Raw genomic sequence first — 19,264 nt, forward strand, 5'->3', positions numbered from 1 at the left:
TAGCTATAACCTCCTGTCTTTGCAGTTAACCCACCTTTATTCCGTTCTTGTTGCATTTTCGTGATTGTTTTTCATGGCGCGCGTTATACCTCTTTGCTGTTTACTAAAGTGTGACAAAAATGTAAAAACAGCGCTATATCAAGGGTATGGCTGGTCTTTCTCTCAATGGCATGAAAATTGCCAAGTGAAACCCGTAGATTATTTTCGCCGTTGATCGATAAACTGCGATCAGAATTTCCACCTGTTCTGATGGGAATCGCTATGTGACCAAGACTGTACACAGTTCTGGAGTTTTTCGGGAAGTGGCCTATTCACTTAAAGGAGAAAGAGAATGAAACGTCGTATTTTAATGAGTTGTCTGACTGCTTTTTGCATCGCAGCAACCAGCGCGAGCATGGCCTATGCAAAGAAATACACATTTACTTTTGCAACCAATGCGCCTGAAAATACCATGCGAGGCGTTGCAGAAAAGCAGTTTATCGAAGAGCTTGAAAGCCTCAGTGATGGTAAAATCAAGGTTGTGCCATACTGGGCAGAATCCCTTGTTAAGGGTAAGGAGATCCTGAAAAGCGTACAGGATGGAGTGGTTGATTTTGGTTTTATCAACATCAACTATTACCCTAACCGTCTGTTGCTGAATGGTGCGACAGGTATGCTCGAAGAGGGCCCGACTCAGTATGAAAATATGATTGGTGTGTATGAAGATATCTACGCAACCATTCCAGAGCTGAACGAAGAATTCCTGAAATACAAACAGCGTCCTGTCTACATCTATTCCGCGCTTCCATACTCCTTCAGTTCCAGAGAGCCGATTAGCAGCTTTAAAGATCTCAAAGGTATGAAAGCCCGTTCTTCCAGTCGCTGGAAACTTGCTGATCTTGGTTCCATCGGTGCTGTTCCTACCTCCGTTGCCTTCAGTGAGTGTTATATGTCACTGCAGACTGGCGTGATCGATACTGTTCTCACCAATGTGGATGCCCAGAGTAGAGCAAAGCTTTACGAAGTTGCTCCTAATATCATGGTTGCTCCACAGATGTGGCTCGCCTTGCCTTTCATGATCACCATGAATGAGAAGAAATATCAAGCGCTTCCTGACGAACTGAAGCAAGTTGTTGCACAAGCTCGCGAGAATGCAGTTCAGCGTTTTACCGAATACTATCCCCAGACCCTCGAAGACGAAATCAAAGGCATGGAAGCGAAAGGTGCGAAGTTCACCTATGCTTCCGCTGAAGACATGAAAGCGTGGATGTCTTTGCCTACCATTGAAGAAAACCTCAACACCTGGAGTAAAGAGGTTACGGCTCTTGGTGCGAAATCACCTGAGAAGATTCTTGAGACCGTATTTGAAATCAACAACGGCTATCTCGCTAAAGAACAGTGATATCAAGCGGCAATGTGACGAACAGAACATTGCCGCTATCTTTTGAGGATTAGAGAATTGGATAGAATAATTCGAACAATCAATAAGATATGTGCGGAAATGTGTGGTTGGATGATGAGTGTGGTGATGATTCTTCTGATCACTGATGTCCTTTTCCGAACATTTTCCACCCCGCTGATGGGAGTGGCGGAACTGGCCATGTTTGTGATGGTTGGGACAGTCTACGCTGGTCTGGGCAATTGTGAAATGGAGCGTGGTCATGTCCGTGTCGGTTCTGTGGTGGAGATGCTTTCTCCCCAAAATCAGAAAAAGGCCATGATTATGACCTATACGCTTGCCACTGTGACCATCGCGATAGCCACATTTGCCATGTGTGAGAATGCCTGGGCTTCGTTTGTGGATAAGGAAGGTATTGCCGGTGCGATAACCTACAAGCTTTACCCAGTCAAATTTGTAATGGCAATCGGCATGATAGTGTACACCCTTCAGCTCATGATCAACCTTTACGAAGAAATACGAAAACCGGTATAGCGTCAGTTTTCATCCGTGGAAAAGGAGAGAACAAGTGATGCATTCCGGAACGGAGAATTGATTTACATGGATTTTACGATAATAGGAACACTGGGAATTCTGGTTCTGCTTTTGCTGCTCTTCTGCGGGTTGCACATGGGTGTGGATTTTATCCTGGTCGGATTGATTGGTCTGACCGTGATGATCAATTTCAATGCTGCATTATCGCTGCTTGGCGAAACCCTGTACAACGCAATTGCCTCACCAACGTTTTGTGTTTTGCCACTGTTTATCTTGATGGGTGCCTTTGCCTCAAGGGGAGGCTTTGCTGAACTGGCTTATTCAAACGTACATAAAATATTTGCTAAGATACCGGGAGCACTGGCAATTGCTACTTCCATTGGCTGTGCAGTATTCGCTTCAATATGTGGTTCTACCATTGCCACTGCAACAATTTTCGGCAGGTTAGCCTATCCGGAAATGAAACGGTACAAGTACAATGCCAGTTATTCACTTGGAGCTATTGCGTGCTCTGGTAGTTTTGCCTGTATGATACCGCCCAGCGGTATGTTTATTCTTTTTGCAATATTTACAGAACAGTCGGTGGGCAAACTCTTTCTTGCCGGAATTATACCAGGAATACTTACTGCTGTAATTTACGCCCTCAACATGTTTATTCGGGCAAAACTGTACCCTCAGCTTGCCCCAATCCATCCTGAAGAACTGAAAATTACCAAAAAGGACAGAGCTAAAGCCTTCGTAGGCCTTTGGCCAATCATGCTGCTCGCATCATTGGTTATCGGCGGAATTTACACTGGTATATTTACCGCCAACGAAGCTGGTGCCGTGGGTGCCATTGGCGCGTTGCTGTTTGGGCTTGTCTATGGAAAACTCCGTAAGATCGAACCGATCAGGGAATCTTTGCGAGAAACTGCCAGAACAACGGCAATGCTCTTTTTTATTATAGTTGCGGCAATGTATTTTAGCCGTTTTCTGGCAATGACCAGGGTACCAACGGATTTGGCAAATTTTCTTGCCTCCTGGGACGTGCATCGGCATATCGTTTTTATCTGTGTCATTGCAGTGTGGTTTCTGCTGGGCACCGTAATATATCAGGCGGCGGTCTTCGCTTTGACTTTGCCGATTATTTTTCCAGTTCTGGTCAATCTTGGTTATGAGCCTATCTGGATCTGTGTTATTGCGATGAAGCTCAATGAAATTGCTGGAATCACGCCACCTGTGGGGGTGAACGCTTTTGCCCTGGCAGGGGTGACGAATTCCAGGGTGGAACAGGTCTTTAAGGGAGTATTACCCTTCATTGCCTGCGATATCATAGTTGTCCTGATGCTTTTCATGTGGCCTCAGATAGCTCTCTGGTTACCGAATAATATGATGTAATTGCAATTGAATATAATGCCTGGTGCCTATGGAACCGGGCTTGCACAATCCTTCCGGTCTTACGGGGAGAGGATGCGTTACCACTCTCCCCGTAGAACCATTTACAACTGCTCTGAATACCTGGGCCAGGAAATGGGATGATGCAGGTTTGAACTTCAGGTTGGAACTTGTAGAAGCAAAAGGTGTAAATCTTCTGTATACCTTATTTCCTGGCGGCTCATGGAGAATATTGGGACTAAAGGCGGGGGAACAATTGTTGCCTCGGTCCAGTTTATCTATCAACGGATACCCGCGATGGTGCCGCTCATCCGGGTGTCCTCTGTGGCAGGAGTGTGGAGGATGAATGTCGTATTAGGTATCCTCATAGTTGTAATAACAATCTATTTTCTGTTTCGGGAATATGAACCGAGACTCTTGTTGATTGCATCGGGCTTACTGATGGCGGGAATTGCCCTGGACCCGCTGACGGTTTTGGACGAGTTTGCCTACAAGATGGCAACAGACAGCCTTATCCAGGCAATTTGCTCATCTCTGGGATTCGGATTTGTTTTGCGGGCCACAGGTTGTGAAAAGCATCTATTTGCGGCTTTTTCATGGATTCGGGGATATGGCCTGTTCATTATTCCTCTGGTTACTCTGACAACCTTCGGGGTAAATGCGATCTTGATGAGCGCAGGCAATACCGCAGCAGCCATTGGCTGCTTTCTCATCCCACTCATGATAAGAGCAGGAATACATCCGGCTGTAGCGGGGGCTGCAATACTCACAGGAACTTTCGGAAGTATGCTCAATCCGCTTTTACCGGTAAACATCTTTGTTGCTGAAATCGCAGGTATTGCTGCTGATACGGTTGTTCAGGCACAAAGCCTGTTTGTACTGTTTGGATTGATTGTCGGGGCGGGCTGGCTGGTTATTTATGCCAGGTGGAAGAATGAACACGCAATTGATCAGGATACCGAAGATAAAGAAAATCAAAGTACTGAAACGATAAACTGGGGATATGTCATTACGCCCTTTATCCCTTTAGTCATATTGGTCTTGGGCTCAAGTGGGTTAGTGCCCGATTTACGTATCGGGGTAGCCCAGGCAATGTGTGTGGGTACCCTCTTTGCCCTATTAATTACAAGGACTTCGCCGAGCAAGGTAACCGAAGAGTTTTTTCAGGGTATGGGCTATGCCTATGCCAATGCAATCGGCTTGATAATCGCTGTAGCGGTTTTTGTTCGAGGTATGAAATCTCTGGAGTTAATGAGCTTTTTTATAAGCTGGATGACCACGACTCCCGGCATTGCGAAAGTCGGTGCTGTTGTCGGTCCTTTTATGATGGGGGTGATGACCGGTTCAGGTGATGCTGCAGCATTTGCTTTTAGTGAAGTAGTCGCTCCACACGCATTTCTTTACGGCATGGAGACCATGAATATGGGGAGTATGGCATCTATTGCCGGCGCAATTGGTAGAACGGTTTCCCCGTTTGCCGGTGCCACAATTGTTTGCGCCTGTATTGCCGGAGTAAATCCGGTTGCGCTGGTGAAACGAAATTTTCCTGGAATAGTTTTGCCACTCTTTTTTATTGGTTTTTTTCTGTGATAAATGAAGGGCAGGTCGTTTGTCATTTTGAAGTAATAGTATCACTCCCAGCCCTGCCAAATCTGAGCTGGAAGTGATGGCCTCAGCTTTTGGAGAGAAAATGAAGAACGACCTGACCCAGCTTGCTGGTGACTTAAAGGATAAACTAGTTGCTTATCGAAGAGACTTTCACCGTTATCCAGAAACAGGCTGGACAGAGTTTCGCACCAGTTCCCAAATAGCAACAATCCTCAATGAACTTGGATACACTGTCCGGATCGGGGCGGATATCATACACCAGGACAGCATGATGGGTGTTCCCCCCCTTGAGGAACTTGATATCCACATGCAACGGGCAATTGAGGAGGGGGGTGATCCTGATCTGGTAAATAGAATGGCTGGCGGCTTGACTGGTGTTGTTGCGGACATGAAGTGTGGACCTGGTCCGATTTTCGCTCTTCGCTTTGATATAGACGCGGTGGATATTTGCGAAGCTGAAGACGAAGCCCATTTTCCTTTCCGGGAAAATTTTCATTCTCTGCATTCTGATGCCATGCATTCCTGTGGTCATGACGGTCATGCCGCAGTCGGGCTGGCGCTGGCGGAAATACTTTGCCATTACAAAGATCAGATAGCCGGAACAGTGCGGCTGATTTTTCAGCCAGCCGAAGAGGGGGTTCGAGGGGCAAAAGCGATGGTAGATGCCGGAGTGCTCGAAGGAGTCGAATATATTCTGGGAATGCATCTGGGCTTTTTGTCGCGAACAAAAGGTCAGCTGATCTGTGGTACGGAAAAATTTCTTGCTACGACAAAGTTCGATATACGTTTTACGGGCAGACCTTCCCACGCGGGTGGTTCACCTGAAGAGGGAGCCAATGCCTTGCTTGCCGCCTCTTCAGCCGCAGTAAATCTGCATGCCATTACCCGACACAGTAAAGGTGCCTCCAGAATCACTGTGGGTAAGCTTGAAGCGGGCCTTGGCAGAAATGTCATTCCCCCCAATGCGCTGATGAAGGTTGAAACACGCGGAGAAAGCTCTGAGGTGGATCAGTTTATGTTCGAAAGTGCAAAGAGGGTCATTGCCGGCGCCGCAACAATGTACGGAGTAGAGTACGAACTCAGCCTGATGGGTGGTACAGGGAGTGGCAGTTCCAGTCGGGCTGCAGTTGAGAGATTAGCTGCTGCTGCCGAAAAAATAGAATATTTCGAAAATGATCTCCAGGTTGATATCGCTACCATGAGCGGTAGCGAGGATTTTGCTCACATGATGAGTGTGGTGCAAAATCAAGGTGGCGAAGGTACCTATTGTGTTGTGGGGACAGAGCTTGCCGCAGGTCATCACGACTTCTATTTCGACTTTGATGAAAGTTGTCTGGTGCCAGCTGTGGAATTGTTGGCAAGCACAGTCATTGAAACACTCTCCTGAGGAAGGTGAGTTAAAGCAGCCTGTTTTGGGGAGAATGTTAATGAATGGCGAAAGAGCTGAAGATAGAGCTCAAACCGAACACAACCTGGAAGAGAAAGTGGATTTTCGATCTGAGGCACAAAAGCTGTTTTCCGATCTAAAGGCCACCTCAACTGCCGGTCCGGGAATAACCAGGGAGCCTTTCGGCCCGGGTGAACAGGCAGCTATGGAGCTTATCTCGACCTATGCCGAGAGGAAGGGGTTGGAATCCTACTATGATGGTGCAGCCAACCTGGTGGTGGTTTTACCCGGAGAAAACAGACAGAAGCCTTGCATCGTATGTGGCTCGCACCTGGACAGTGTACCCCATGGCGGCAATTACGATGGTGCAGCCGGAGTTGTCGCTGCGCTCTTGGCCATTAGCAGGATGAAAGTTGAAGGAATCATCCCCCGGCAGGATATCAGGGTGATGGCGTTTCGTTGTGAGGAGAGTGCCTGGTTTGGTAAACCCTATATTGGCTCAAGTGCGCTCTTCGGGCAACTTTCAGAGCAGGACCTAACCATTGGCAACCGGGCGGGCAATGAAAATCTTGCCCAGGCGATGTTCCGCTGTGGAGCAGAAACTGAGCGTATCAGCAGGGGAGAAGTTTTGCTGGAACCGAACTCAATTGCCGTCTACCTTGAGTTGCACATTGAGCAGGGGCCGGTGATGGTGGCCAGGAAATTGCCTACGGCAATCGTCACTGGCATTCGAGGGGCCATTCGCCATAAAGTCATTACCTGTCGCGGTCAGGCCGGCCATTCCGGTGCTGTTCCGCGGTGGTTGAGGAAGGATGCACTGTTTGCTATGGCTGAACTCATCAACACGCTGGATGAGCATTGGCGGGCATTATTGGAAAGAGGGCTGGATCTTGTGGTCACCTCGGGTATAGTGGCAACCAATGCAGAAGTACATGCGATGACCAGGATTCCGGATGAGGTTTCATTTTGCCTGGAGATTCGTAGCCAGAGTGTGGACGCTTTGGAAGCGTTTTATCATCTTATGCGAACTGAATGTACCAATATCGAGAAGGGCAGAGGAGTCTGTTTTGAATTCGATAGAAAACTCTATACTGCCCCGGCAAAGATCGATGAAGGATGGGTGAACCGACTCAAGGCCAAGTCCGAGCAACTTGGTTTGCCTGCAGAGACGATACCAAGTGGCGCAGGTCATGATGCGGCGGTGTTTTCCAACATGCAAATTCCCACAGCCATGATTTTTGTCCGTAACGAAAACGGTTCGCATAATCCAGACGAGGCCTTGGAACTTGATGATTTTCTGGCAGGACTGGAACTGATGTACCATACTCTCAAGGAGCCGTTATGAAACTGATTTTTCCACCTGAAGATGTGATTGCTGAGTTGACCGCGAAAATGTTACTGGAGATCAACGCAGTCTGTTTCAGATCTGACCAACCGTTCAGATTCACCTCGGGCTGGGCCAGCCCGGTTTATATTGATTGTCGCAAACTCATATCCTATCCAAGGATACGTAACACAATTACAGATTTCTCAGCAGCGACTGTAACCCGGGAGATCGGTTTTGAAACGATCGAGGCGATTTGCGGAGGTGAAACCGCGGGTATACCATTTGCTGCCTGGTTGGCAGACAGGTTGATGTTGCCCATGCATTACGTCAGGAAAAAGCCCAAAGGATTCGGGCCGGCATCCCAGATTGAAGGTGATTTCAGCGAAGGTGCGAGAACCCTGCTCGTCGAAGATCTGACGACCGACGGTCTGAGTAAGCTTAATTTCTGTAAGGCCCTAAGAGGGGCAGGTTTGAGTGTGAACCACGCCTTTGTTGTCTTTCATTACAATATCTTCCCAGAAACGGAAGCGCTGTTGAAAGAAAATGATCTGACAATAATTCAGCTGGCGACCTGGTGGGATGTGCTTGAGCAGTGTAAGAAGACAGGCTATTTCCAGACCAAAGAGATCGATGAGGTGGAACGTTTTCTTCACGATCCAGTGACCTGGTCAACCGAGCACGGCGGAGCCAGCAGTCCTATTTCGTGATTGGTGTAAATCCGGGCGGAATCGAGCCGGAAGTTTCAGGCAGTAAATAGTTCTGTATTTACTGCCTGAAATTATCCGGGCGGGAAGTTCGCATTGACTGATCTTTAAACGTTCCACATCCCACCACGATATTTTTCACCCTTTCTGCTCAAAATAGCCCTTTATAACCTCTATAACTTTCTCTACATCTTCCCTGCTGATATCAAGATGGGTGACCAGTCGGGTTTTGGTCCCCACTGAAGCTATAATGCCATTGGTTTTGAGCATTTCTCCAAGCGGAGCAACATCATCCTTGCCTACTGTGAAAAAGACCATGTTGGTCTGTGTCGGGTCCTGCAAAACATTGATCTGTTCGATTTTACTCAGCCCTTCGTTGAGAATTTGAGCGTTTGCATGGTCATCGGCCAGGCGATCAACATTGTTTTTTAAGGCGTACAATCCAGCTGCGGCAAGGATACCAGCCTGGCGCATACCGCCGCCGGCAACTTTTCTCCAGCGTCGGGCGTTATCGATCAAATCTTTGGAGCCGCAAAGTACTGAGCCGATTGGGGCCCCAAGGCCTTTGGAGAGGCAGATGGAGACCGAGTCGAAGTGGCGGCTGATCTCAGTTACATCGACCTTTTGGGCAACCGCAGCGTTGAAGAGCCTGGCTCCGTCGAGGTGCAGGTTGAGTTGGTGTGTTTCGCAGAAGGCCCTTGCTTTGGTAAAATAATGCAGCGGCAGGGCACGTCCGTTCTGGGTGTTCTCCAGGCAAAGCAGGCTGGTTCTGGCAAAGTGAAAATCATCGGGCTTGATATGGGCTGCGATCAGATCGAGATCAAGGGTTCCGTCATCCGCGAATTCCAGTGGCTGGGGCTGGATGGAGCCCAGTACCGCTGCACCGCCTCCTTCGTATTTGTAAGTGTGGGCCTGCTGACCGACGATGTACTCATCTCCGCGCTGGCAATGGCTCATAATGGCAACGAAATTGGCCTGGGTACCACTGGCGGTAAAGAGCGCTGATTCGAAGCCGAGGAGCTTGGCGGCATATTCCTGCAACGCATTGACGGTGGGATCGTCGCCGTAGACGTCATCGCCAACTTCGGCACTGGCCATGGCCTGGCGCATGACGGTACTCGGCCTGGTAACGGTATCACTTCGTAAGTCTATGATTTTCATATGAGTCTCAACAATTAGTTTAGAAAGTGGTAGGCTTTGGATAATAAGAGAGTAACAGTAGCCGATCAGGTTTGTTTTGTCGATATATGGGGGATGTCATGGAAAGCGGATACCTGAAATTGTATCGAAACGGAGAGCTGGGGGAGCGAATCGGGAAAAGTCATGGGCTGTTGGAGCAGTGTCGGCTCTGCCCGAGGAATTGCGGGGTAAACAGGTTGGAGGATGAGCGTGGTTTCTGCGGTGTTGGCGCACTGGCGGAGGTTGCAAGTTACTCCCCCCACTTTGGTGAGGAATCGGTGCTGGTCGGTACCGGTGGTTCGGGTACAATCTTTTTTTGCGGCTGTAATCTGCGCTGTGTCTTCTGTCAGAATTACGATATCAGCCATCAACATCCGGGCAGTTGTTATGAGATGGATGATGGCCAGCTTGCGGGAGTGATGATCGAGCTGCAACGTCAGGGCTGTCATAACATCAATTTTGTCACTCCGAGCCATCTGGTACCACAGATTCTTGCGGCCCTGCCCATAGCCATCGAACATGGGCTCAACCTTCCCCTGGTTTACAACAGCGGTGGTTATGATTCACCGGAGACGTTGCATCTTCTGGAAGGAATAGTCGATATCTACATGCCTGACTTCAAGTTCTGGCAGCCGGAGACATCGAAGCGGTACATGAAGGCAAAAGATTATCCGGAGGTAGCCCGAAGTGCCCTGATTGAGATGCAGCGTCAGGTGGGTGATCTGCAGGTCGATAGTCGGAGGGTTGCCACCCGCGGCCTGCTTGTTCGTCATCTGCTTATGCCGGGAGGAGAGGCAGAAACTGAGGAAATTTTACGATTCCTGGCCGAGCAGATCTCACAGGACTGCTACTTGAACATTATGGATCAATATCGTCCTTGCGGTAGGGCGGCGGAGTTTGCCGAAATTGCCTCGGGGATCGACCCTGAGCAGTATCGGCATGCAGTGGATATGGCCCAATCGTTCGGTTTGCATCGGCTTGATACCAGAGACCTGGGCGGGTTGTTGAAAATGTTGTTCAGAGAGTAGCAAGAGCCAGAAGGTTATCTGCCCAAGCTGCCAGGTCTATAAAATAAAAACTGTCGCGACGGGTGGGAGAAAAGGTGTAGATATGTCCACATGATCTTGGTTTGTTTCGCATGTGGGCGGGCCTCTACTCAAAAGTCGATCCGCACCTGATGTTGCTGCTTATGCAACGCCTTGGCAAGGAGTATGAATTTGGGATAAGTCGGCCAACATCGAGTGTATTAAAGCCACAGGAAAAGCGGTGCATTCCGTTCTCAGAACCAGCAACGAGGAGTTGGCTGATATGCAGAGTGCACGCTGTCATCCGGAATAACATTATGTAGATCAACTCTGGCCGTCAGATAGCAGGCAGGGTTTGCTGTTCCTGAGGTACACGTGTTTGAAGACTTTGCTGAGCTTTTCACCAGGTGTCAGCAGCAGGAAGAACGCATATTCATGGGTGATTAGAGTTTTCTGAAGATCCTTGAGGAGTTGTCTTCTCCCATTTGTGCTTTGGTTGAATGTGATAGTGGGACAATGACCACGCCAGAAGCAAATTCTTCGCGGAGGTGGAGGATAACAGCGACCGGAAGGGAGGTCCTGGCGGCAGATAAAAACCGGCTGAATCTGTATGATATCGATTGTTGGTTTGGGGGAGTTCGTTTAACTGGAGAAAACCTTTGGTGCTGGAATACGAAAGATCAGTCTGTTACAAAACCCTCACTTGTGTGAGTGGGGTAGCTTTAAAAGAAGCGGCAAGCTGCTTTCAATAAAGATGAATTTACAACAAGCAGGTGTTTTTTGAACTATATTACAAAAGATTTAGATCGAGGCAATTCATCCCTTACGGTTGTCTTCGGTTGGCTTGCAGTTTTCTGTTCTGCATTTTTCTTTTATCTGGCGACAGTGATCATCCGTTGGGCGGAACCGCACACGGATATTGAAACTTCCTACTTCGTTTTTGCCCGATTTCTTCTTGGTTTTATAGTTGTTTGCGTGTTTCTGCTGATCAGAAGAGAGCGTGTTAAGCCCAGGAACTATCATTATCTTGTAGGGAGGACAGTCGCTAACAGTGTTGCCGTGTTCTGCTTTTATAAAGCGGTCGAGGTGGGCACAGTCGCCGAGGCGAATATTCTGAATATGACCTACCCGCTTTTTGTGGCGCTCTTTTCCTGGTTCGTGCTCAAGAAACAGCGTGATTATGTCGCAATGATCGTGGTCGTGATCGCCTTTATAGGTATTTATCTTGTGCTTTCACCGGGAACTGCGGATGGCAGGGTAGGGAGCTGGTGGGGGATGTGCTCGGGGATTACCGCTGCTGCGGCGATGATTTACCTGAATGTGAGTCGCAGGCATCATGATTCACAAACCATACTGTTTTTCATGTTCGGTCTAGGGTCATTATTCATCTTCATCCTTTTCAGGGATGCAATCTTCTGGCCGGATAGGGAGGCGTTGTATTACCTGTTTCTCTGCTCACTCGCAGGTGTATTGGGGCAATATCTCCTGACCTATGGTTTTCTTTTTGTCACAGCCGTTGAGGGTTCGATAGTCTCTTCCAGCCGAGTGCTCATCGCTGCCGTTATGGGGCCTCTGCTTGTGGGGGACCCGTCTCTTACCGGTGCAGGTTGGTTGGGAGCTCTGCTCATTTTTGGTTCCAACAGTTTGGTCGCCCTGCGTAAGCAGCCAGTGAAATCAAACAGGGGCTGATCAGCCTCCCGGTTTATTGTTGTTTTGGGGAGGCTGAATGGCGTTGTTGCGTGTTTGCAGGCCGTCAATAGAGAGGGTGGGCAAAATATTCTTGAGATGGTTCGTCAATCTCCTGTTCAGGCTTTTTACTCGGATAATCTTGGTGATGGCTCTATAGCAGAAAATGGTCAGGGCCATACCGGCACATATAGAGAAATAGCTGTTGTATAAATGCCAGATAGCATCATGCACTAAAGGGTTATCGTTTGTATAGTATGAACCGAAAAAAATCGATCATAAAACGGGAGTGACCAGTCTAGCTGATAGCAAAAAACAGGGCGATGGATATCAGGAGAGATTTGCCGGTGAGTTGGTCAATCTTGAACAGCCCGTTCAGGTTATCTGCACTGTTAATAGTGTGATGGGTATTGGCACTGTGGTTGATCAGAAGCGTAAAATACCCGCTTTTATCATTGATCGGTCCCATCGCGACTACTGTGATTTTATGTCCCTCGCGCAAAGGAATGTCACAATCGGAAAGTTGGATACTTTTTTCCGTGCCATCTTCCTTGCGGATCCAGAACTCGTGCTTGGTGCTTACACTCGAAGAAACCTGAGCGGCCTCCACAACCCCGCCATTGGGGCCAACGTAGCCTTCGCCGCCAGATGAAGAAACGTAGGTTTTAGAATATTTTTTCTGGTCTCCAAGGACGGCGCCTGTATGTTTCCAGAATTTGAACTCTTTTCTTCTGTGTTTGAAATGCTCCACTTCAGTAGTACTTCTGCAACTTCATAAATAGATGGATAAGCATATTTGCCATTACCTTTGTTGATAAGGATAGTCGCTGATAGTTACAACAGCTTTGATGGTCAGGCAATGGAAGAGTTTTGGCGGAATAGCCTGTTATGATATGAAGGCACGCTTTCCATCTGGCGGCGGTACGGGATGTATGACGTGTCTGTAGGAGAGGCCATAATGAAGAGATTTTTCAAAAGGTTATCTTGGCAAATAAATCACATTGAAAACCAGTGAAGTTGTCAGGCATGGCTGTTTGCTGACAGAATGAGGGCAAACATTATTATTTTATTTCAATTTTTAGACGGATGGCTTAGAGCAAAATTAGTCCTTGGTACTGCTGACTGCTGCACATATGGCTATGGCAGAATCACATCCTTGCACTGGGCTGTCTTTTGTGGCCGAGTGGTGTGTTTACAGAGTTCGAACCATTCAGGGTGCTGATCAGTGAGCGACCTGTTCATTACTTCCTTGAAAGGATCCAGTCCCGTTGTTTCAACCCCGTATCCAAACCGTCGAATCAACATCGATAATAGGATATCATCGACATCAAAACAGGGATGTTCTCCTTCTGCCAACGCAGTCCATACGGGTGTTAAGTTCGTATCGGATGCCATCTCCAGGAAAAATGTAAACGGAAAAAGAATACCTGCATATCCGGCTACAGTTGGGAGGTCATTCAGCATCCCTGTATCATTAGCCAATACTGTTCGATCGAGGGTAGGTCTGGAGGGCTGCTTAGTAATCTTTTTAAGTACTCTTTGGAAAACATTGGGATGCAGGATGATGTCGTCATCAGTGATATAAACATGGGTGACATCATCTTTTATCAAAGGCATATAGCTAAGCAGGCCGGTGAACTTTGTTGCCGGCCCCATATCTTCACATCGATGAATATCCAGAGTCTCTTCACCGTACTTTTCCTGTAAAAAGCCGGGGTCTGGATACAGTTCCCCTGTCCGGATGCTGCGGTAAGGTAAAAACAAGATGATTTTAAAAGGACAACTATTTTTTTGCGCTAACAGGGCATCAAGCACTCGGAACAGAAAGTTCGATGTGAGTCGTTCCGGAGTGGTTGTCATACAGATGAGCCAGTTACAGGGTTTGTCGTCCCCCCTGGTTCCAAAAGAGTTGAAACCAATCATTTTTAGTAATTGCTTATACATATCGCTTTAAGCTACATATGCCTTGCGGCTTCCATCGGCTGTAAATGAAAGCATAGATAATATTTGTTGAAAAAAGCAGAAATTGTCATGCGGGCCCTATCTCACTTTTGCTTTGAAGAAAATGGTTAACCTGTTCATCTGTACTGATACTCACTGCTGTCTCACAAATAATAACGTGATTACGGATAAATAAAGGCTCGGAGAGCTTCTTGTGTTATAGTGAATTTGCGAAAAACAATATAATAACAAGGAGATCCGAGCCATGGCTCATTCTAGCACAATCCTAAATCAGATTGCTTCATTTTTCCCAAGACATGATTTTGAGAAACTGGCAAGAAAGCATCATCATGGACAAAAGTTTCGCTCCTTCAACAGATGGAGCCAGTTTCTCGCCATGACTATAGCCCAACTCACTTCCAGAAAGAGCCTTCGTGACTTAGTCAGCAACCTGGCCGTTCAAAAGTCTCGTTTGTATCATTTGGGTATGAGGCCAACTAGTCGGGCCACCTTGGCTCGTGTCAATGAGCAACAGCCTTATGAGACTTTCAAAGCCATGTTCTTTCAGCTTTTGCATAAGTGCCAGGCGAATGCTCCGAAGCATAGGTTCAAGTTCAAGGGTAAAATTTATTTACTCGATGCAACGATGGTCAATCTCTGTCTCTCAGTGTTTCCGTGGGCTAACTACCGCAAAACCAAGGGTGCCATGAAATTGCATTTTGGCCTTGATGCAAGTGGCTATCTTCCAGTCTTCATGGATATGACGGAGGGCAAAAAACATGAAATCGAATGGGCACGATCTCTTAACCTGCCTGCCGGTTCTTGTGTAGTTTTTGACCGAGGGTTCACCGATTACACTTGGTACGAGACCCTCGACAAACGCAAAATAACGTTCGTAACACGGCTTAAAAGTAATGCAAAAGTCTATCGCTACGGCAACCGACGTAAACCCGATTCTCCTGATGTTCTTGAAGACCAAAAGATAAAAATTCCAGGATATCAGTTCACTTTTCGACGGATTATCTATGTTGATCCAGAAACGGGCATTGAGTATCAGTTTGTGACAAATTCGAGGAAACTCAAAGCATCAGAGGTTGCTGCAATTTATAAAGAACGCTGGCAAATCGAACTGTTCTTTAAGTGGATCAAGCAACAACTAAAAGTGAAGACGTTTCTTGGAACATCTGAAAACGCAGTACTTACACAGCTATGGATTGCCCTCTGTGTCTATCTAATGCTGTCGTATTTTAAATTCATGGCCAAATTCAAAGGATCGCTCACGCAACTGCTCAGGCTATTGCAATTGAACATTTTTGAAAGAAGACCGTTGGCTGACTTGTTAAAGCCGCCTGACAAACCAGGAAAAACACAATTTTCGCCACAACTTGCATTGTGGAATTAACTATGAGACAGCAGTGACTGATACTAGGCAGTTACCTTAATCTGCAAAGATAACAAATTTTGAAGCTTTGAACAAAGAGTCTTTGACCAAACGAACTGCGCATTGTGGTTATTTCCCTTGGAGCACTGGCCGTGAGCAAGGGTGGTGTTAAAAGAAAAATGGAATGACTTCATTCTTTAGGGGTGAAATTACGAATTGAAGATATTTGCTGAAAGTCAGGGAATGGGACAAACTTATCCAAGATAAGCGGTCATCTCAAGGTGACGCTCGTGTGGAATTGTGTCGAAGTTGAGGTGTTGATTTACTGAGCGTCAAGGTGCTTGCAACCCAATTCTTGGCATAAAGATTGTGTTAGTGTTTGTAGCGGTCCCAGTTCGAAGTTTTAAAACGGTCACTACTCAATTCCACTCATTTCCTCGAAGAGTTTCATGCTCAAATATAAGAAACTATATTGTCATACAGAACACATATGTAGATTAATTTGTTGTATATCAATTACATACATGTTCGATTGTAGGTGATAGCCTGTTAAAGAATGTATTTAGTGAGAAATGGTTCTCGAGTTGGCAGGTATATCCCGTGACTGGAATTTAGTACATTTGTTGAGAGCGTTGATCATGAAAATTCTGCATGTCGCTAACTTGCATTTGAGTAAATATGGTAGTCACTTCTACTGTACAGATAGGAAGATATCTAACGGACTGATTAGAAATGGGCACTTTGTATATGATTTTTCATATCGTGATGTTGCACGATATGAAAGTACGCTAAGAAGTCAAATGCTTGGCTCCGCCAAAATGAATAGATGCCTTCTTCAACTTTGTGACAACCTGGAACCAGATATCATTCTTCTGGGAAAATCCGAACTTATCCCACCGGAGACACTAAAAAAAATACGCCAAAGATATCCTGAGACCAAAATCGCACTTTGGCATTTCGATGCAATTTATAATGAACAGGAAATTAACTATATTGCTCAACAACTTTATCATATTCATGCTGCTTTTTTTACGACTGGCGGTGTTGACCTTGCGCGGCTTCGTGAGCAACACAAGGATAAAATTTTTTTCTTTCCAAACCCGATAGATACCTCTGTAGAAACACTCAAACACTTTAACTTCGATAATTTTGAATTCGATGTGATATTCTGTGGTCGTGACAAAAAAAGGATCGACAGAAGGCGCTATCTCGAAAGAATGATAAGGATGAATCAGAGGAGGCTATGTTTTTCAATCCATGGAGCACTCGGTCATCCGGTAATAACAGGTAAAGATTACATGATGAATCTTCGGAATTCAGCCATGGCTCTGAATTTAAGCGATAGATTTGACATTGAATACTATTCCTCAGACAGAATAGCGCATCTGACTGGCCATGGTTTGTGCACATTCAGCCCACTTGTGCCTAAATTTCAGAATCTGTATTCGGAGAATGAACTTGTTTATTATGAAAGTCTTGACGACCTTTTTGAAAAACTCTGGTTTTACAAAAACAATCCAGATAGAAGGAAGAACGTAGCAATGGCTGGTTGGCAGAGGGCCCACAATGATTATTCATCAACTCGGGTGACCGATTATTTTATTGATGCATTGTATAATAGAAACCTTGAAAGCTACCACTGGGCCTCGTACTAAAATTATTATTCCAATGGATGATTAGATTTTTACCACAGGCATATGAATGATATTCCGAGGGTAAAAATCTGAGCCGCAACCCTGAGATTTGACGGAAGGGTATTTTAGGATGAAATCTATCTAATTGATTGGAGGAATATCCTTAGTTTGAGGCCTATGTATGGCAGTATTTTTTTCCGGTCACCATTCAGAACGAGGCCACTTCTCAGCTTCGAGTAGTGTCGGCGATATATATGGTGATGTCCAACTCCAGAACCATTTTCAAAAATTGAATATATCAATCCAAGATCATCCGAGGAATCCACCAGTCGATACGGGTACTGGTTTATCACAGGGAGTATAGCTTTGGTATACGCTATGGGCCCTGTTACGTTAAGAACAGCAGCCCTCCCCACCTGATCTCTATACTTATCATAGGAATCAATGTTGTTGCAGATCGCTGTTATCACACAGTGTAAAAACGGGTGCCCCGAAACTCCTGCAATAAACCATTGCTGAAACTCCCCCTTTGCACTGGATAGTTCATTATGTATTCCCCATCCTTCATATGTTTGGCCTAACCCGTTTGGCCAATGAGAGAGATAAAAAATGTCATCATCTCTCAGCACATCACTGAATGGTTTGCTTCCGGAACTCTTTATATCCAGGTAAACGCCCCCTTCACGATACATAACGAGATATCGAAAAAAATCAGCGCGCGCAGCACCGTAAGCGGGAGCAATTCGATTATAATATGTTATCAATCCAGGGAAATGGCTTTTTATATAACTCCCCATCTTGAGGTCATTATAGAAACGGTATTCCCATTGAGGATTCAACTCACGAAGATGTCCTATGTTGTCGGAAATTTTAATAGGTAAGTTGTCATTGCTGTATACTTGGTGGATAATTCTTGGAATAAATGAGCTAATCGGGCGAGGCACGAGTTTCATGTCATTTGAAAAAGCAGGCTATTTATCTGCTGTAGTGAATGCTTCATTGAGTATTCAGAGTTTCCAATTAAAAAGTCTTCCACAAACAAGGATCACTGCAAGACGGCCTTGTCCGATCTTGACAAGCCAACATACCATTCGATATTGGGGACAAAGAGACTTGTAGTCGATTTGTCCCTTATTCGTTACTGAAAGGAGTCTTTCTCGGGCAGAGGCTATTGTCTCTTGGGAAACTAGCGGTTGTGCCCTGAATGGTGTTTTGATGGTCTCACGGTAAAGAACATTAACCGCTTTCTTTTTTAAAGAACGGTGTTCTTCCGCTGTCAATCCTTCTGCATGCTGAGCAAAATCAGCAAATGCACAAGCGAACTTAAATTTGGCATCACTGTTATAATTTTTCGAAAGGGATGATTTTCTATTCCTATAAGAAACAAGTTTGGCAGGGTTGCAGGCTATTTTCTTTGCAGAGCAAAGCACCTGGTAAGTAAACATATCATCCTCGGCACAGGGCAATTCTTCGGAAAAACGATGTTTTTTAACTAAATCAGCCAGGTAAAGCTTATTCCACACGACAACATTGACGAGTTCTCTCTGTCGAAAAAACGATAACAATGGTGACGAACTCGAAAAGGAATTGTGATGTGGGGGGGCTTGAAAAGAGGTGGAAAAATACTTTGCACCTTCAGTAACCGGTTGAAAACCACAACAAGCTATATCCGTATGATGAAGCGTAATGTCATTTTGGAGTTGTTCAAGAAATCTGAAGTATATGAAATCATCACCGTCAATAAACGCGATATACTCCCCTCTTGCTCTGTCGATACCTTCATTCCTCGCAGCACTTACTCCTCTGTTCTGGGTCCGGACTGTACTAAAGCGTGGATCTTTAGTGCAATATTCTTGCAAAATCTTATAGCTGTTGTCCGGTGAGCCATCATCCACACAGATACACTCAAAATTCGTGTATGATTGGTTGGCAATGGACTCCAGGCAACATCGCAGATATTGCTCAACCCCATATACTGGAACAATTACTGAGATAAGTCCTTTCTCCATATATTTTCTCTCAGACTGACTGTAAAGTAGTACCAAATGCAGATTTAGAGCAGTATGAGCAACCTGTTGCATCCAACACTCAAATTATTTTTTAACA

The 19,264-nt window shown here is 46.1% G+C and carries 16 protein-coding genes; 11 read left to right on the top strand and 5 right to left on the bottom strand.

Translation table 11 applies throughout. The features are described from left to right. Window positions 1–331 precede the first annotated feature (331 nt). The 7 genes from FCL45_RS08270 (at window position 332) to FCL45_RS08300 (ending at window position 8,315) form a co-directional block, all read left to right on the top strand. On the top strand, window positions 332–1,381 hold the full coding sequence (locus tag FCL45_RS08270; protein WP_136799660.1) for a TRAP transporter substrate-binding protein: 1,050 nt from the start codon (window positions 332–334) through the stop codon (window positions 1,379–1,381). 126 nt (window positions 1,382–1,507) lie between these two features. Continuing rightward, window positions 1,508–1,912 carry a TRAP transporter small permease subunit gene (locus FCL45_RS08275; RefSeq protein ID WP_167495910.1) on the top strand — a complete coding sequence of 135 codons (405 nt, stop codon included), beginning with the start codon at window positions 1,508–1,510 and terminating at the stop codon, window positions 1,910–1,912. A 66-nt stretch (window positions 1,913–1,978) separates the two neighbouring features. Next, window positions 1,979–3,289 (top strand): TRAP transporter large permease, encoded by a 1,311-nt coding sequence (locus FCL45_RS08280; protein ID WP_136799658.1) that lies wholly within the window; start codon window positions 1,979–1,981, stop codon window positions 3,287–3,289. 339 nt (window positions 3,290–3,628) lie between these two features. Continuing rightward, window positions 3,629–4,876 carry a C4-dicarboxylate transporter DcuC gene (gene dcuC / locus FCL45_RS08285; protein ID WP_136799679.1) on the top strand — a complete coding sequence of 416 codons (1,248 nt, stop codon included), beginning with the start codon at window positions 3,629–3,631 and terminating at the stop codon, window positions 4,874–4,876. A gap of 100 nt (window positions 4,877–4,976) precedes the next feature. Then, window positions 4,977–6,281 carry an amidohydrolase gene (locus tag FCL45_RS08290; protein WP_136799657.1) on the top strand — a complete coding sequence of 435 codons (1,305 nt, stop codon included), beginning with the start codon at window positions 4,977–4,979 and terminating at the stop codon, window positions 6,279–6,281. Window positions 6,282–6,321: 40 nt separating this feature from the next. Then, window positions 6,322–7,626: a Zn-dependent hydrolase gene (locus FCL45_RS08295; RefSeq protein ID WP_136799656.1), complete on the top strand. Its 1,305-nt coding sequence runs from the start codon at window positions 6,322–6,324 to the stop codon at window positions 7,624–7,626. Continuing rightward, on the top strand, window positions 7,623–8,315 hold the full coding sequence (locus FCL45_RS08300) for an orotate phosphoribosyltransferase (protein WP_136799655.1): 693 nt from the start codon (window positions 7,623–7,625) through the stop codon (window positions 8,313–8,315). The genes FCL45_RS08295 and FCL45_RS08300 overlap by 4 nt, the downstream gene beginning before the upstream one ends. Window positions 8,316–8,450: 135 nt before the next feature. Here the strand turns inward: FCL45_RS08300 and ltaE are convergent, their stop codons facing one another. Then, the gene (ltaE, locus tag FCL45_RS08305) at window positions 8,451–9,473 is read right to left on the bottom strand and encodes a low-specificity L-threonine aldolase (RefSeq protein WP_176360012.1); all 1,023 of its coding nucleotides are present in this window, start codon (window positions 9,471–9,473) and stop codon (window positions 8,451–8,453) included. Between the two features lie 98 nt (window positions 9,474–9,571). Between ltaE and FCL45_RS08310 the strand changes: the two genes are divergently transcribed. Together FCL45_RS08310 and FCL45_RS08315 are read left to right on the top strand one after the other, a co-directional pair. Beyond that, on the top strand, window positions 9,572–10,519 hold the full coding sequence (locus tag FCL45_RS08310) for a radical SAM protein (protein WP_136799654.1): 948 nt from the start codon (window positions 9,572–9,574) through the stop codon (window positions 10,517–10,519). Between the two features lie 777 nt (window positions 10,520–11,296). After that, complete coding sequence (locus FCL45_RS08315) at window positions 11,297–12,205, top strand: DMT family transporter (RefSeq protein WP_228721458.1); 909 nt, start codon at window positions 11,297–11,299, stop codon at window positions 12,203–12,205. A 295-nt stretch (window positions 12,206–12,500) separates the two neighbouring features. Here FCL45_RS08315 and FCL45_RS08320 read toward each other — a convergent pair whose 3' ends face one another. Both FCL45_RS08320 and FCL45_RS08325 read right to left on the bottom strand, forming a co-directional pair. Continuing rightward, complete coding sequence (locus tag FCL45_RS08320; RefSeq protein WP_136799653.1) at window positions 12,501–12,953, bottom strand: hypothetical protein; 453 nt, start codon at window positions 12,951–12,953, stop codon at window positions 12,501–12,503. Window positions 12,954–13,339: 386 nt separating this feature from the next. Next, complete coding sequence (locus FCL45_RS08325) at window positions 13,340–14,017, bottom strand: glycosyltransferase family 2 protein (protein ID WP_167495909.1); 678 nt, start codon at window positions 14,015–14,017, stop codon at window positions 13,340–13,342. Window positions 14,018–14,408: 391 nt separating this feature from the next. Here FCL45_RS08325 and FCL45_RS08330 point away from each other — a divergent pair, with 391 nt between their 5' ends. After that, window positions 14,409–15,545, top strand: a complete 1,137-nt coding sequence (locus tag FCL45_RS08330; protein ID WP_176359988.1) for an IS4 family transposase — start codon at window positions 14,409–14,411, stop codon at window positions 15,543–15,545. A gap of 617 nt (window positions 15,546–16,162) precedes the next feature. Continuing rightward, window positions 16,163–17,179 (top strand): glycosyltransferase, encoded by a 1,017-nt coding sequence (locus FCL45_RS08335; protein WP_167495928.1) that lies wholly within the window; start codon window positions 16,163–16,165, stop codon window positions 17,177–17,179. Window positions 17,180–17,295: 116 nt separating this feature from the next. Here the strand turns inward: FCL45_RS08335 and FCL45_RS08340 are convergent, their stop codons facing one another. Both FCL45_RS08340 and FCL45_RS08345 read right to left on the bottom strand, forming a co-directional pair. After that, window positions 17,296–18,111, bottom strand: a complete 816-nt coding sequence (locus tag FCL45_RS08340) for a glycosyltransferase family 32 protein (RefSeq protein ID WP_136799904.1) — start codon at window positions 18,109–18,111, stop codon at window positions 17,296–17,298. A 54-nt stretch (window positions 18,112–18,165) separates the two neighbouring features. After that, window positions 18,166–19,167, bottom strand: coding sequence for a glycosyltransferase family 2 protein (locus FCL45_RS08345; protein WP_167495927.1), 1,002 nt, complete (start codon window positions 19,165–19,167; stop codon window positions 18,166–18,168). Between the last annotated feature and the right edge of the window lie 97 nt (window positions 19,168–19,264).

It is taken from the genome of Desulfosediminicola ganghwensis, from assembly GCF_005116675.2.
Taxonomy (GTDB): Bacteria; Desulfobacterota; Desulfobulbia; order Desulfobulbales; family Desulfocapsaceae; genus Desulfopila; species Desulfopila ganghwensis.